Consider the following 15,876-nt stretch of genomic DNA (forward strand, 5'->3'; position numbering starts at 1 on the left):
GTGTTGAATGAATAATAAAATTATTATTATTAATGGTCCAAATCTTAATCTATTAGGTGAAAGAGAACAATCACAATATGGCTCAACTACCTTTAAGCAATTAAAAGAAAGCTGTTTAAAAAAGTCAAATGAGATTGATTTAGAATTAGAGTTTGTTCAATCAAATATTGAGGGAGAAATTGTAGATTTAATTCAAAATGCTAGAAAAAAATACGATGGTATGATTATTAATGCTGCAGGTTTTACGCATACTTCAGTTGCAATCAGAGATGCTCTTGATTTATTTAAAAAGCCAATAATTGAACTTCATATATCAAATATATATAAAAGAGAGGAATTTAGACATAAATCTCTTATAAGTGATATAGCAACAGGAGGAATTTTTGGTTTAGGAGTTGAAGGTTATATTTTAGCCATAATTTCAATAGAAAAGATCTTAAAAAAATGAAAATAGATAAAAGTATTATAAAAGAATTAAGTGATTATTTGGATGAGTTCAATCTCACTGAGATTGAAATTACTGAAAAAGATACTAAAATTAAAGTTTCTAAGAATAATGTATCTATTAGCAATCAGCCAGTCATTACAACAGCAAGTGCACAAACTGGAAATGAAAAAGTTTCTGAGAAACCAAATATAAAATCAGGTACCGAAATTACCTCACCAATTATTGGTACCGCCTACCACGCTCCAGAACCTGGTGCGAAAAAATTTGTTGAAGTTGGTAGAAAAATTAAAAAAGGTGACACTATAATGATAGTTGAAGCGATGAAAACAATGAACCATGTGCCTTCAACAGCAGATGGTATTGTAAAAGAAATTTGTGTTGAAGACGGTCATCCTGTTGAGTTTGGTCAAACCATTATTATTCTAGAGTAAAATAATGTTTAAAAAAATCTTAATTGCAAACCGTGGGGAAATTGCAGTTAGAATTATTAGAGCTTGTAAAGAATGGGGAATTCCAACTGTTGCTGTTCATTCTGATGTTGATAGAGAAAGTATGCATGTGAGAATGGCTGATGAAAGTGTGTGCATTGGATCTCACCAACCTGCAAATAGTTATTTAAATATTCCTAATTTAATGTCAGCAATTGAGCTTACTAATGCTGATGCGGTACATCCTGGTTATGGATTTTTATCTGAAAATGCTAGTTTTGCAAAAATTCTTGAAGAAAATAAAATAAGTTTTATTGGTGCATCATCAAAACATATTGAAATGATGGGTGACAAAATTCAAGCAAAGAGAATTGCTAAAGAGAATGGTTTACCAGTAATTGAGGGTTCTGAGGGTGGTGTTACTGATATAGCTCAAGCTAAAGAACTATGTAAAACAATTGGATTTCCTGTTTTAATTAAAGCTTCGGGTGGTGGTGGCGGAAAAGGTATGAAAATTGTTTACAAAGAAGAAGAGTTCGAAACTTTGTTTTCTACCGCAAAATCAGAAGCGCAAAAATACTTTGGTAATGATGAAGTGTATATTGAAAAGTTTTTTCAAAATCCAAGACATATAGAGGTCCAAATTTTAGCTGGTAAAAATAATGTTGTTCATCTTCATGAAAGAGACTGTTCTGTCCAAAGAAGACATCAAAAATTAATTGAGGAAACACCGAGTCCAGTTCTTAATGATGAAATAAGAAAAGATTTATTTGAAAGAACTGTGAAGATGGTTAAAAAAATTGGTTATTTGGGTGCTGGAACTGTAGAATTTATTTACGAAGATGGAAAATTTTATTTTCTGGAGATGAATACGAGAGTTCAAGTTGAACACCCTGTAACAGAAATGGTAACTGGTATTGACATAATAAAAGAACAAATTTGGATTGCTTTTTCAGGAGAAACAGCTCTCAAACAAAGTGATATTAACCCAAGAGGTCATGCAATTGAATGTAGGATAAATGCAGAAGATGCTAGCAAGAACTTTCAACCTTCCCCTGGCACTATAGGTATGTGTCATCAACCATCTGGTTTCAGAACAAGAGTAGATGGGGCTATTTTTCAAGGATATAAGGTTACTCCTTATTACGATAGTATGGTTTGCAAACTGATCTGTCATGGAAGAAATAGGACTGAGGCAATTCAAAGAATGAACAGATCTCTAGATGAATTTGTTATAGAAGGAATTACCACAACTATTCCTCTACATAAAAAACTACTTAGTCATAAAAAATTTATTAATTCTGATTTTAACGTAAGCTGGTTAGATAAAGATACTATAGTCTAATAGCATTTAACAAGCCAAACATCGTATACTGGATGATCAAAGGGAGTAATTGATGGACTTGATGAAAACATCCAGCCATTAAATACGAATACCTCATTATTATTTTCAGCAGTTAGATCTTTAACTTGTATATAGGCAGTAATTTCAGGATTATCATCAAATTCTGAATTTTTACACTTTAAACTTTTTATAGAGAGATCTTTAAATGTAATTAGCTCTCCATTTTTCAATTTTACTAAGGTATTTTTTGAACTAATTTTATCTAAAATTTTTAAATCTGTAAAAACACCTTCGGTGTTATCTTTTGCAAATGAGTGATTTATTAAAAAAAAATAAACTAAAATAAAAAGATAAAAATTAAATTTATTGTTTCCAGCTAGAATATTTTTTTTTGATTCCATCTTTATCTTTGTTTGGATAATAAGCTTTTTCAGTGCCAGTTAAATTAGATTGATGAGGTTTTTGCCAATCATATTTTTTAAGTTCATGCGTTTTTTCTATTTTATTAGGTGTGAAATGCATCCAAGAGTACCATTCAACTGGTATTTTAGAGGCATCGATAGTGTTTGCATAAATAACCCATCTCTTTCCATTTTTATTTTCATAATATTTGTTACCAAGCTCATCACTACCAACTAATTTTCCAAAAAAAATTGTTTTTAATCTAGTACCAAAGGTATCTTGATTCCACCAAGTGAAAATTTTTTTTAAAAGTGTCAACATAAAATATTTTTATTTATTCAATTAAAAATTGTATAATTTAAATTAGACTAAAATATGAATATGTATATAAATTAATTGATTCAATATTCAAATTAAAATTTAAATTGGAGTTAAATGGCAAAATATTTAGTTGAGACTTACTACACATGTACGTTTAAAGTTAATCATTACTTGGATGATATAAATGAAACAGAGTTAAAAAATCTTGAAAAAAGAGATGATGGAAAATTCGAGGTACTAGACGTAAAACTTGATAATCGTAAAACAAAAAGTCTTGATCCAAATAATAATAAAGTCATTGAAAGTAAAAAGGTAGAAGTCGTAGCTGAGGTAAACCAAGCTAGCACGGAAAATAAAGAAAACATTATTGCAAACTTCAATAAATCATCTGAAAGAGGTGGTAAAAGATTTGGAATGCCAGATAGAAGAAAAGGTTACATTCAGAAAGCTACTATTGGAAATCATAAAGTTTATCTACATACTGGTGAGTATGAGGATGGCAAAATAGGAGAAATTTTCATTGATACAAGCAAAGAAGGAGAATTAGTAAAAGCTCTAATGAACAATTTTGCAATCGCTGTATCATTAGGACTTCAATATGGTGTGCCACTTGATGAGTTCATAAGTGCATTTGTTGGCACAAAATTTGAGCCATCTGGAAAAGTGCATGGTAATGACAGAATACTAAGTGCAAGTTCAATACTGGATTATATTTTTAGAGAATTAGCAATATCATATCAAAATAGAGAAGATCTGGCTCATACACCTTCAATTGGAGGAAGCGAGTCAGCTACAAATGAAGAAAATCAATCTGAGGACCAAAACCAATTATTAAAAATTGTAAAAGATATAACCAGCAAAGGTTTTGTAAGAAATAATTATAAAAAAAATTTAGTAGATCTTTCAGATGTTAAAATAAGCTTAAAAGGTAAAAAATAATTTTATTTCTTATTTTTTATAGCAATACCTAGTTCTTTTAATTGGTCCTCGCTTACGTCAGATGGAGCTTTCATCATTAAGTCTTGTGCATTTTGGTTCATTGGGAACATTGTTACTTCTCTAATATTTTTTTCATTTGCTAGCAACATTACTATCCTATCAATACCAGGGGCTATTCCTCCATGAGGTGGGGCTCCATAACTCAATGCATTAATCATACCACTGAATTTTTCATCTACTTGTTTCTTGTCATACCCCGCAATTGAAAAAAGTTTGTACATAAGTTCTGGCTTATGGTTTCTTATCGCACCAGAAGAAAGTTCAATACCATTACAGACAATATCGTATTGATAAGCTAATATATCCAAAGGTTTTTCAAAATTTTCTTCATTTAAATTTCCCTGTGGCATAGAAAATGGATTGTGACTAAATTCAATTTTATTAGTTACTTCATCTTTCTCAAACATTGGATAATCAACAATCCAACAAAATGCAAAAACATCATCGTCAATTAAATCTAGATCTTTAGCTATTTTATCTCTAGCAAGTGAGGTAATTTTTTCTAGATCATTTTGCTTTCCGCATGCCATGAAAATACTATCACCTACTTCTGAGTTAGTTTGTTTCATAATTTCTTCTAAAGCTTCATGTGAAAAAAACTTTCCAATTGGTCCTTTAGCTGAAAGCTGATCTTCTTTTTCAAAAGTAAAATATGCTAATCCTGAAGCACCCTGTTCTTTCGCCCATTTATCAATATTGTCAAAAAAGCTTCTAGGTTTATCTTTTGTATTTTTAGTTGAAATACATCTGACTTTTGAACCAGATTTTACAAGTTTTTTAAATATCTCAAACGATACATCTTCTCTTGTAAATATTTCTGTAATATCATTTATAAGTAATGGGTTTCTTAAATCAGGCTTGTCACTTCCATAATTTAACATTGCATCAGCATATGAAATTTTTGGAAATTTATCGTAAAATAGTTTTTTATTTGAGAATTTTTTAAAGGTATTAACCATTAAACTTTCGACAACATTAAAAACATCTTCTTGTTCCACAAAAGACATCTCTAAATCTAATTGATAAAATTCCCCTGGACTTCTATCTGCTCTAGCATCTTCATCTCTAAAACAAGGAGCAATTTGAAAATATTTATCAAAACCAGAGACCATTATTAATTGTTTAAATTGTTGAGGTGCTTGTGGTAATGCATAAAATTTTCCAGGGTTTAGTCTGCTTGGAACCAAAAAATCTCTTGCACCCTCTGGACTTGATGATGTTAAAATTGGTGTTTGAAATTCTAAAAAACCAAGTTTAGTCATTTCATTTCTGATATATGAAATCACTTTTGATCTTAAGATTATATTTTCATGAATTTTTTTTCTTCTTAAGTCTAAAAATCTATATTTTAATCTTATTTCTTCAGCGTACTCTTGATCACTAAAAACTGGCATTGGTAATTCTTTGCAAGTTCCTAATATTTCAAATTCATTTATAACAACTTCAATTTCACCAGTTTCAATCTCATTATTAATCGTCTCATCAAAACGGCTAACAACTTTTCCACTTACTTTTATGACAGTTTCAAGTTGAGTTTTTTCTAAATCTAAAAAATTTTTATTTTCTTTATCTATAATACATTGGGTAATTCCGTAGTTATCTCTGAGGTCAATAAATAAAAGGTTCCCATGATCTCTTTTTTTATTAATCCACCCAGAGATTGAAATGTCTTTATCTAAATCATCTTTTCTCAATTCGTTACAATTATGTGATCTATATTTATTCAATTATTCTCCTAGGGCTTCTTTTATAATTTTAAAATCGATTGGTTTTTTTCGTTTTAAACTAATTTTGTCAATTTTATATATGAAATCAAAAATTTTGCCATACGATCTATCAATTCTTTTAATAATAAAATCAACTAATTTCTTATCTATAGATATTTGGCGATCAGATAAGTTTTTTAATATAAGCGCAAACATCAAATCATCTCCTGGTTTCTCAATATTACACAATAAAAAATTTTTTGATCTTGAATTTAAATCACTTAAATTAAAAGAGTGGTCAACAAGAGGAGTTTTCGAGGTTAAAATTAAATATTTATTGTCCTGATCAACAATATTAATTAAAGTAAATAATAAATTTTCATCAATTTTATCATTAAAATTTTCAATAATTATATTTTCAAAGACTTTAATTTTTTTTAGAAATTCATTATTGATTTCACTAGCCTCTATCTTAATTCCTTTAAACTTATGTAAAAAGATATTGACCAAATGAGTTTTGCCAGAAAAATTTTCTCCAATTAAATTTACAAAATTTTTTTCCCACTTGGGCCAACTATTTAATAATTTAAATGCAAACTCATTGCTTTTTGAAACATAAAAATCTTGATCTTTAAAATTTTGATCATAATCAAAATTTAATATTAATTGATTTAAATCACTCATTTAACTACCCAAATTTGATTTTGAATATCAAATTCATAATTCTTATTTTTCATAATTTTAAGAAAGTAATCTGGTGATCCATTAAATATAACTTTATAAAAATTATCTTTATTGTTTAATTTAAAAATATGATAATCATATATCAAATCTGTATTGTCTAATATTTCTTCAAACTTTGAAATTTCTGAATTGTCATTGTTATTAATTGAAATAGTTAAAGATATCTTTACCGATGTATTAATTTCATTTTTACTCTTCCAATAATTTTCATAAATACTTTTTAAACTTTCAATTAATTTATCTGCTTCTTTATAATTATCTATATTAAGATTTTGAAAACTAATATTTTTAAGATCTTCTTCTTGATTAAAGTTTATTTTATTTAAAACTTTAATTGCATTATTTTCTTTATAGATGATTGATATAATATAATCATCAAGACTATATTTTTTAATAATTTCATTAAAATTATAACTTTCCAAGATTTTTGAATATCTTTTTATTGAATTGAAATCATCTAGATCTTCAGTGGGTAAAACATATCTTAATAAATGATATTTTTGGTTATTAAAATTCCAATTATTAAAAATATAGTTTTCAGAAAAAATTGAAATTTCATCTTTATTTTTATCTACTAAGATTGGTAAAAAAAATATTTTTTTTTCAACTGGAAGAGATGGGAAAATATTTTTTTTTTCCATTAAATTTAATATTTTTTTTTTATTAAATGATACATTTAAAGATAAATAATAAACTTCATTAATAAATTTTTCCTCTTGAATTGAAAAAGTTTCAATCATACTTTTGATTAAACCAATTGGTGTTTTACTTAGTTTTTTTTGATCTTGTGTTTGCAATATGGATAAAGCCAACCTATTAAATGCCTGCGCAAAACCTTCGTCAATTATCTTATTTTTATCAAAATTAATCTCAAAAGGAGTTGATATTTCTATATCATTGATTGAGAAAGTCTTTGCTTGAATGTTTTCTGTGGAAAAAAAAATATTTAACAAAGCAAGTAAGCAAAAAAGAATATATAATCTTTTACAATTAAAAAGTTTAATATTAAATTTCATAAAACATATTAATGAATAATAAATTAATAACCTATAAAAAAAGTGGAGTTAACATAAATGCTGCTGATAAATTTGTTAATTTCATTTCATCTGTTTCATCAAAAAAAAGGGGCAAAAAAAAGTTTTCAAATATTGGTGGATTTGGTTCCATATCAGACATTCCCAATCATATAAAACAACCTAAAATTGTTGCCTGCACTGATGGTGTTGGCACAAAAGTAGAAATTGCAAACATACTTAATAAGTACGACACTATTGGTATTGATTTGGTTGCAATGAGCGTTAACGACTTAATTGTTCAGGGAGCTAAGCCTCTGCTATTTTTAGATTATATATCTATAAATAAAATTGATTTAAAGAAATTAAAATCCATCATTAAAGGCATTGTAAAAGGATGTAAGCTATCTCAATGTGAATTAGTTGGTGGAGAAACAGCTGAAATGCCTGGAACATATGAAAAAGGCAAGTTCGATATTGCAGGTTTTGCAGTTGGGATTGTTGGTAAAGATAAAATTTTAAGTAAAAATAAAATTAAAAATAATGATTTAGTTTTGGCTATTCCTTCAAATGGTTTGCATTCAAACGGTTATTCTTTGGTGCGTTATCTTCTTAAACAAAAAAAAATAGATATCAAAAAAAATAAATTTTTAAAAAAAGAATTAATTAAACCAACTAAGATTTATGTAAATGAAGTTTTGAAATTATTGGATAAAAATTTAATTAATGGATGTGCAAATATTACTGGGGGTGGTTTAGCTGATAATATCAAAAGAGTAATTCCGAATAAATTTTCAGCAGAAATAGATTTAGAAAAAATTAAAACATCTAAAATTTTCAAATGGTTACATAAAAATGGTATATCTAATAAAGAAATGCTTAAAACATTCAATTGTGGTGTTGGCTTTTGTTTAATAGTCAATCCAAAAAAATTAGATAAAATCAAAGGATATTTCTCAAATAATTTTAAACCGTATGTTATTGGAAAAATTACTAAAAATTTTAAAGATAAAGTTAAATTAAATGGCTCTGTCAACTGGATCTAATAAAATTAAAACAGCAATTTTTATTTCTGGAACAGGTAGTAATTTAAAATCTCTTATCAAATTTTCTAAACTTAAAAAATCACCAATAATCATTAAGATGATTATTTCTAATAATTCTAAAGCAAAAGGCTTACAATATTCAAAGATTTATAAAATTAAAAAAAAGGTATTTGATTTTAAAAACGTATTATCTGAAAAAAAAATTATCAATGAATTAAAAAAAAATAATATAGATTTAATTTGTCTTGCAGGTTTTATGAAAATTTTATCGAAAAGTTTTATTAAGAACTTTAAAGGAAAAATCCTAAATATTCATCCTTCTCTTCTTCCAAAATATAAAGGATTAAATACCCACGAAAAAGCAATCAAAAACAAAGATAAATATTCCGGATGTACTGTTCACTTTGTAAATTCTAGACTAGATTCTGGTAAAATTATTAGTCAAAAGAAAGTTAGAATTAGTAAGTTTGATACCCCTAGTATCTTAGCAAAAAAGGTTTTAATTCAAGAGCATAAACTCTACCCAGCTGCTATTTTAAAGATACTTAGTCTTTAAAGAAAAAGTCTATTTCAATTTTTGCATTTTCGACACTATCTGATCCATGTACAGAATTTTTATCAATAGAAATTCCATATTTTTTTCTTATAGTTCCTTCTTCAGCATCATTTGGGTTAGTAGCACCCATTAACTCTCTATTACCTAATACTGCATTTTCTTTTTCAAGTACCATTACCACAATTGGTCCTGAAGAAAGATAAGCACAAAGATCGTTATAAAATGGCTTTGTTTCATGAACCTTGTAAAATTTTTCTGCTTCTGCCTTTTCAATTTGAATCTTTTTTTCTTTTATGATTAAAAATTCTTTGTTTTTAAACATTTCTTTTATTTCATTATCTAAATTTCTCTCAACCGCATCTGGTTTGATAATTGACAATGTTTGCTCTGTATTACTCATAATCGTCCTCTATTAGTTTATTTAATAATCTTACTCCGTAGCCAGTTGCTCCACCAGAATTTAATGCACCTCCATATTTTGAAAAAGCCATTCCAGCTATATCTAGGTGTGCCCAAGGGGTTTTGTTTAAAACAAATCTTTGTAAAAATTGCGCTGCTGTAGTTGATCCTGCTCCACCAACGTAATTAATGTTTTGCATATCAGCATTTTTTGAATTTATTAATTTATCAAAATTTTTATGTAGTGGCATTCTCCACAACTTTTCTTCAACCTTATCTCCCGCTTCTAATAATTGTTTGGATAATTTGTCATCGTTTGAAAAAAGACCACCATATTCTGAACCAAGGGAAACTATAATAGCACCTGTTAGAGTTGCTAAATCAACTATAAATTTAGGTTTGAATTTTTTTTCAGTAAAAGTAAGAGCATCAGCTAAAACCAATCTACCTTCTGCATCTGTATTCAGTATTTCAATTGTTTTACCACTATAAGATTTTACAATGTCTCCTGGTCTTTGGGCATTTCCACCAATCATATTTTCAACTAGACCCACTACTCCAACAGCATTAATTTTTGCTTTTCTTACTGCAAGTGTTTTCATTAATCCAACAACTGATGCAGAACCAGCCATATCATAAGTCATGTCTTCCATAAATTTTGCTGGTTTTAAAGAAATACCACCTGTATCAAAACAAACACCTTTTCCAACAAATGCTAAGGGTTTAGAATTATTTCTTACACCATTCCATTCCATTGTAACAAGGTATGACCCTCTAATACTACCTTGGCCGACTCCAAGTAAAGCATTCATGCCAAGTTTTTTTAATTTTTTTTCATCATAGATATTAATTTTTAAACCAAATTTTTTAAGGGATTTAATTCTTTTTGCATATTCATCGGGGTGCAAAACATTACCTGGTTCTGAAACAAGGTCTCTTGCAAAAAAAGTTCCTTCTTCTAATGCTTTAAATCTTAATTTATCATGTGTAGATATTTTATTTTCATTTCCAATAATATTTACAGAAACAAGTTTTTTATTTTTTTTTGATTTATAAATATTGAATTCATAGGATTTTAATTTTAATCCATGTAAAAAAAATCCTACAAAATTATTTATTTTGCTATTGATTGTATCTGAGTTAACAAAATAATCGTTTTTCTTATTAAAATCTATATAACCATGAAATTTAGCACCCAAACTTTCTATATCAGATGTTTTAATATCTTTCTTAACAGACACTAAAAATATTGTTTTTGTTGAATTAATTTTGAAAAAAAGTAAATCTTTTTTTATATCACTAGTCTTTAATAAATCTGAAATGTATAAAAATTCAGAATTTGAAATATGGGTTTTTAATGCACTAATATTGAATTTTTCATTAACAAATAACACAAGATTTGACGAAACATTTTTTGAAATTGTACTTTTATAATTAATTTGAACTGTCATAAATTTTAAATACACTCCTTACGAGTAGGGTGCTATATATTGTTAAAATTAAGATATTTCAATGAAAAAAATTATATTTAGAAAACTATTGTTAGATTGTTTAACATATTTCCTACTAGCACTATTTGGTATCAGCACAATAATCTGGGTTTTCCAGGCAGTAAATTTTTTAGATATTATTATTGAAGGTGGTAGAAATTATAATATTTATTTTGAGTATACGCTACTAAACTTTCCAAAAATTGTCAGCAGAATTTTACCTTTTGCACTTTTTTTTAGCTTTTCTTATACATTTATTAAATATGAAGCCAACAATGAATTAATTATTTTTTGGAACCATGGTGTTAGCAAAATAAGTGTAGTTAATTTTTTTTTTTGGATTTCAATTTTAATCATGTTGATCCAAATAATATTTCTGTCAATCCTTGTTCCAAAATCACAGGAATTAGCTAGATCAACATTAAGAACTTCAAATGTGGATTATTTTGAGGGGTTAATAAAACCAAAAAAATTTAATGACAACATAAGAGGACTAACCATATTTGCCCAAGAAAAAGATGTTAACGGGGAGCTAAAAAATATTTATATAAAAAAAAATAATAAAACAAAAGGTTTTCAAATTACATTTGCAAAAAAAGGGATTTTTGAATTAAAAGGTAATAAAAAAATTTTAGTTCTCTATCAAGGTCAAACCTTAAATCAAAATGGTGAAAATGTTACAAACTTTAATTTTTCTAAATCAGATTTTGGAATAACAAATATGAACTCACATATTGTTACTTATGAAAAAATCCAAGATCAAACAACATTTATCCTAATAAAATGTGTTCAATCTATTTTTGAGATTAAGATAAATAATACAATAAGTTGCAAGTCACCAAAAATTATTTACAAAGAATTATTTCAACGATTGATAAGTCCTTTTTATTTGCCTGTATTAATTTTGATTTCCTTATTATTAATTTTAACTACAAAGGAAAATCAGAAATATAACAAAAATAAATTTTTTGTTTTTCTTGCAGGTTTTGCAATAATTGTTTTATCTGAAAGTTCACTAGGCTATATTACTAATAGTTTGACTAAGAATATTCTAATCTCAATTTTACCAATTATTATTACTTTGATCATTTACTTTATTTTTGTCTATAAATTAAAAATATCCTATAGAAAATTATAATATGAAAACTTATACAAAATTTTTAATAAATGGATTTATAAAATCGTTTCTTAACGTTTTCTTTATAATGGCTAGTCTAGTATTTATCTTAAATATTCTTAAAGAGATTGAGTATTTGAGTGATAAAGAAATTAGTTCATTATATCCGATTTATTTATCTATGATGAGTTCACCGTCTATAATTTTTGAAATGCTTCCTTTTATTTTTTTAATTGCAACTCAATTCTTTTTTCTTAAACTGTTTAACAATGATGAAATAATTATTTTTAAATATTCAGGTTTAAAAAATATTAAAATAATTAATATATTGAGTTTAGTTAGCTTTGTTATTGGAGTTTTAACTATAACAATTTTCTATTCACTTTCCTCCAACTTACAACATTATTATCTTCAAGTTAAAAATCAGTTTTCTAAGGATAAAGTTTACTTGGCAGTTATAAATAAAAATGGATTATGGATGAAGGATGTTGTTAATAATCAAACTAGTATTATAAATTCATCTAAAATTGATAATAACTTTTTATCCAATACTTTTATAACAACATTTGATGAAGAATTTAATTTAATCAGAAGTCTAAAAAGTGACAAGATTGATATTAAGGATAATGAATGGTTAATTTATGATGCCACAATTTTCAAAGATAATGTAAGTAAAAAAAGTGATTTGATAAAATTTCAATCAAATTTCAACCAAAAGAGAGTTGAAAGTTTATTTTCAAATTTATCTTCTTTATCGTTATTAAAACTTATTGATTTAAGACAAAACTATAAATCACTAAATTATTCTACGGTAGATGTTGATATGCAGATTTATAAAATCGCTACATATCCTTTATTATTAGTAATAATGACGATTTTATCATCAATAATAATGCTCAACACAAAAAAATCTAATAGCAAAATCATAAAGATAATAATTGGTCTATTTTTTTCAGTTGTAATTTATTATATAAATAATTTTTTTAATGTAATGGGTTCGACAGAAAAGCTTCCCTTAATGGTATCAATATGGACACCTATCGTTTTTTTGGGTTTAATAAATTCAATACTGTTGATTAATATAAATGAGAAGTAAATTTAAAAGTTCAATATATATTTTTCTTAGTTTTTTACTTGTATTTAATAGTGTAAATGCAAATGAGCCTTTTATATTTGATGCAACAGAAATTGAGATTTTAGAAGATGGAAATCAAATCAATGGTTATAAAGGAGGTACGGCAACCTCCAAAGATGGCAGCACCATTACAGCTAAAAAATTTTTTTATAATAAACTTACAAATATTTTAGAGACAACTGGTGATGTAAAATATTTAGATAAAGCAAAGAACATTCTCATCACAACTGATAAAGCGATTTATTTTAAAAATAAAGAAAAAATAAGTACATTTGGTAATTCAAAAGTTGTTAGTGACAAGAATATGATTACAGCATTAAATCTTGAGTATGATAAAACTAAAAACTTCTTTGAAGCAAAAAAAAATGTCATACTCAATGATTTTGAAAAAAACACAACAATTTATGCTGACGAAGTCTTATACTTAAAAAATGAAGAGAAAATTTTTACAAAAGGTAGAACTAGAGCCTTAATAGAAAAAAAATACATATTTAATTCGGAAAATGTAACTTATCATAGAAATTCAGAAGACATATTTTCTTTAAACAAATCATCAATAGAAGATGATAATGGAAATATTTATAACCTAGAAAACTTTTCGTATAATATTAATAAAGAGCTACTTAAAGGTAAAAAAGTTGAAGTTTTAGCAAAAATTGAGGAAAACAAAATTGATCGATATTTTTTTTCAGAAGGTTTTTTTAATTTTAAGGATAAAAGTCATTTAGCTAAAGAAACTAAAATTAAAACACATAAAGATATATTTGAAAATATAAATCAAGATCCAAGAATATATGGCTCATCTTCATATAGTGATCAAAGCAAAACTGTTGTTAATAATGCAATTTTTACTAGTTGTAAAATTAATGACAATTGTCCGCCTTGGAGCATAAAAGCTAAAAAAATAACTCATGATAAAATTAAAAAGAATATGGTTTACGAAAATGCAGTTTTAAAAGTTTATGATGTTCCTGTAATGTATTATCCTGTTTTTTTTCATCCAGATCCTTCAGTAAAAAGAAGAAGTGGTTTTTTGCAACCTCAATTTAATAATTCAGAAACTTTAGGTTCGTCATTATACATTCCTTATTTTAAAGTATTAGGACCTGATAAAGATCTAACATTTAAACCAACTTTTTTTGAAAAAATTACAAAATTTGAAAAAGAAAAATATATCTTGCAAAGTGAGTTTAGAAAAAAAGGTAAAGACTCGTCACTTATTGCAGATTTTGCTTTTTTAAGGGATTATAAATCTTCTACGGGAAATAAAACTAAAAATATCAATCATTTATTTTTGAATTATGAAAATGACCTAAAGATACCGAATTATATAGAGAGTAAATTTGAAACTCAAATTGAAAAAGTCACTAACGACACATATTTAAAAGTTTTTCAAAGTAATCTATTTGATACTCCCGTAATGCCAGAAAGCCAAACAACAATGAATTCAAATTTTAGATTATATCTTCAGCAAGAAGATCAAAATTTAACAACTGGAATTGAAGTGTATGAAAATTTAGGAACAAAACATAGTGATAGATACCAATATACTTTACCTTATTATGATTTTTCAAAAAATATAACTTCCATAATTTCAGATAATTCTATTAATGGTTCTCTTAATTTCTATTCGTCAGGAATTAATAAACTTTCGGATACAAATAATTTAAGAACTACTGTTGTTAATGATATTAATTATAGTTCTGACAATTTTATAACAAAATCAGGGTTTATGAATAATTTTGACCTTTATGTTAAAAATTTAAATTCAGTTGCAAAAAATGACTCAAAATATACTTCTGATCCACAAATAGATTCAATGAGTATTTTAATGATTGATACCTATTATCCATTAATAAAATCAAGAAATACAATTACAGAAACATTTACACCCAAAATTTCTTTTAGAGTAAATCCAGGAAATAATATGGATAATTACAGTGGATCATCAACGAACATTACTGCAAATAATGTGTTTGATATGAACAGACTTGGACTTTCAAATGATTTTGAGGCTGGAAGGTCTCTTACACTGGGTTTGAATTATAAGTATAATCAACTAGAAAACAATCTGTCAGAAGATGCAAGAAATAAATATTTAGAATTTAATTTAGCAACAGTTGTTAGAGATAAAAATGAAAATAATATACCAATAAGCTCAACACTAAATAGAAAAAATTCTGATTTGTTTGGATCAATCAACAATCAATTATTTAATAATGTTAATTTAACTTATGATTTTTCATTAGATAACGACATGAAAACTTTAAATTCTAATTCAATAAATGCTGAAATTTCAATAAATAATTTTGTGACAACTTTCAATTTTATTGAGCAAAGAAATGGGTTAGGGTCAACTCATTTACTCTCAAATACTACAAAATATGAAATTGATGACAATACTTCTTTAAAGTTTTCAACAAGAAGGAATAAAGAAATTAATTTGACAGAATACTACGATCTTAGTTATGAATATCAAAATGACTGTTTAACAGCAGCTTTGAGATTTAACAAAAGTTTTTATCAAGATAATGACTTGAAACCTACAGAGGATTTATTTTTTTCAATAACATTAATCCCTCTAACTACCTATGAGAGAGAAATTTATAAAAAAACACCAGGCCAAAATGCATTGAAAGGATGGTTTAGATAAATGCTAAAAAAAAATTTTTTGGTATATTTTGTTCTCATTGTTTTTATTTTAAACACAAATTCAAATAGTCTTGA

Annotated in this window: 16 protein-coding genes; 9 read left to right on the top strand and 7 right to left on the bottom strand. The window is 26.3% G+C overall.

The window, feature by feature from the left end:
• Positions 1-7 precede the first annotated feature (7 nt).
• The 3 genes from aroQ to accC are packed head-to-tail and all read left to right on the top strand — an operon-like array spanning position 8 to position 2,221.
• Positions 8-448: a type II 3-dehydroquinate dehydratase gene (gene aroQ / locus ACIJYH_RS04745; protein ID WP_435162504.1), complete on the top strand. Its 441-nt coding sequence runs from the start codon at positions 8-10 to the stop codon at positions 446-448.
• Positions 445-879: an acetyl-CoA carboxylase biotin carboxyl carrier protein gene (locus ACIJYH_RS04750; RefSeq protein WP_435162505.1), complete on the top strand. Its 435-nt coding sequence runs from the start codon at positions 445-447 to the stop codon at positions 877-879. Before aroQ ends, ACIJYH_RS04750 begins: the two co-directional genes overlap by 4 nt.
• 4 nt (positions 880-883) lie before the next feature.
• On the top strand, positions 884-2,221 hold the full coding sequence (accC, locus tag ACIJYH_RS04755; RefSeq protein ID WP_435095643.1) for an acetyl-CoA carboxylase biotin carboxylase subunit: 1,338 nt from the start codon (positions 884-886) through the stop codon (positions 2,219-2,221).
• Here accC and ACIJYH_RS04760 read toward each other — a convergent pair.
• Together ACIJYH_RS04760 and ACIJYH_RS04765 are read right to left on the bottom strand one after the other, a co-directional pair.
• A complete protein-coding gene (locus ACIJYH_RS04760) occupies positions 2,218-2,622 on the bottom strand; it encodes a DUF2155 domain-containing protein (RefSeq protein WP_435162506.1) in 405 nt (134 codons plus the stop codon). The two genes, accC and ACIJYH_RS04760, sit on opposite strands and share 4 nt — an antisense overlap.
• Positions 2,585-2,944, bottom strand: coding sequence for an NADH-ubiquinone oxidoreductase subunit NDUFA12 family protein (locus ACIJYH_RS04765; protein ID WP_435095649.1), 360 nt, complete (start codon positions 2,942-2,944; stop codon positions 2,585-2,587). The genes ACIJYH_RS04760 and ACIJYH_RS04765 overlap by 38 nt, the downstream gene beginning before the upstream one ends.
• A 114-nt stretch (positions 2,945-3,058) precedes the next feature.
• Between ACIJYH_RS04765 and ACIJYH_RS04770 the strand changes: the two genes are divergently transcribed.
• Positions 3,059-3,883: a ribonucleotide reductase gene (locus ACIJYH_RS04770; RefSeq protein ID WP_435162507.1), complete on the top strand. Its 825-nt coding sequence runs from the start codon at positions 3,059-3,061 to the stop codon at positions 3,881-3,883.
• Positions 3,884-3,885: 2 nt separating this feature from the next.
• Here the strand turns inward: ACIJYH_RS04770 and aspS are convergent, their stop codons facing one another.
• The 3 genes from aspS to ACIJYH_RS04785 are packed head-to-tail and all read right to left on the bottom strand — an operon-like array spanning position 3,886 to position 7,409.
• Complete coding sequence (aspS, locus tag ACIJYH_RS04775) at positions 3,886-5,670, bottom strand: aspartate--tRNA ligase (protein ID WP_435162508.1); 1,785 nt, start codon at positions 5,668-5,670, stop codon at positions 3,886-3,888.
• Positions 5,671-6,333 (bottom strand): DNA replication protein, encoded by a 663-nt coding sequence (locus ACIJYH_RS04780; RefSeq protein ID WP_435162509.1) that lies wholly within the window; start codon positions 6,331-6,333, stop codon positions 5,671-5,673. It abuts the gene before it with no gap.
• Complete coding sequence (locus tag ACIJYH_RS04785) at positions 6,330-7,409, bottom strand: hypothetical protein (RefSeq protein ID WP_435162510.1); 1,080 nt, start codon at positions 7,407-7,409, stop codon at positions 6,330-6,332. Before ACIJYH_RS04785 ends, ACIJYH_RS04780 begins: the two co-directional genes overlap by 4 nt.
• Before the next feature lie 11 nt (positions 7,410-7,420).
• Between ACIJYH_RS04785 and purM the strand changes: the two genes are divergently transcribed.
• Positions 7,421-8,452, top strand: a complete 1,032-nt coding sequence (gene purM, locus ACIJYH_RS04790) for a phosphoribosylformylglycinamidine cyclo-ligase (protein WP_435162511.1) — start codon at positions 7,421-7,423, stop codon at positions 8,450-8,452.
• The gene (gene purN / locus ACIJYH_RS04795; protein ID WP_435162512.1) at positions 8,430-9,008 is read left to right on the top strand and encodes a phosphoribosylglycinamide formyltransferase; all 579 of its coding nucleotides are present in this window, start codon (positions 8,430-8,432) and stop codon (positions 9,006-9,008) included. Before purM ends, purN begins: the two co-directional genes overlap by 23 nt.
• On the opposite strand, the gene ndk is transcribed toward purN, so the two are convergent.
• A complete protein-coding gene (ndk, locus tag ACIJYH_RS04800; protein WP_435162513.1) occupies positions 8,998-9,408 on the bottom strand; it encodes a nucleoside-diphosphate kinase in 411 nt (136 codons plus the stop codon). The two genes, purN and ndk, sit on opposite strands and share 11 nt — an antisense overlap.
• Positions 9,401-10,858, bottom strand: coding sequence for a leucyl aminopeptidase (locus ACIJYH_RS04805; RefSeq protein WP_435162514.1), 1,458 nt, complete (start codon positions 10,856-10,858; stop codon positions 9,401-9,403). The genes ndk and ACIJYH_RS04805 overlap by 8 nt, the downstream gene beginning before the upstream one ends.
• A 61-nt stretch (positions 10,859-10,919) precedes the next feature.
• Between ACIJYH_RS04805 and ACIJYH_RS04810 the strand changes: the two genes are divergently transcribed.
• Genes ACIJYH_RS04810 through ACIJYH_RS04820 form a run of 3 tightly spaced genes read left to right on the top strand, consistent with a single transcriptional unit; the run spans position 10,920 to position 15,802 of the window.
• On the top strand, positions 10,920-12,035 hold the full coding sequence (locus ACIJYH_RS04810; protein ID WP_435162515.1) for an LptF/LptG family permease: 1,116 nt from the start codon (positions 10,920-10,922) through the stop codon (positions 12,033-12,035).
• Position 12,036: 1 nt separating this feature from the next.
• On the top strand, positions 12,037-13,110 hold the full coding sequence (locus ACIJYH_RS04815; protein ID WP_435162516.1) for an LptF/LptG family permease: 1,074 nt from the start codon (positions 12,037-12,039) through the stop codon (positions 13,108-13,110).
• Positions 13,100-15,802, top strand: coding sequence for an LPS-assembly protein LptD (locus ACIJYH_RS04820; RefSeq protein WP_435162517.1), 2,703 nt, complete (start codon positions 13,100-13,102; stop codon positions 15,800-15,802). The genes ACIJYH_RS04815 and ACIJYH_RS04820 overlap by 11 nt, the downstream gene beginning before the upstream one ends.
• Positions 15,803-15,876 lie beyond the last annotated feature (74 nt).

The organism is Candidatus Pelagibacter bacterium nBUS_25 (assembly GCF_051200975.1).
Taxonomy (GTDB): Bacteria; Pseudomonadota; Alphaproteobacteria; order Pelagibacterales; family Pelagibacteraceae; genus Pelagibacter.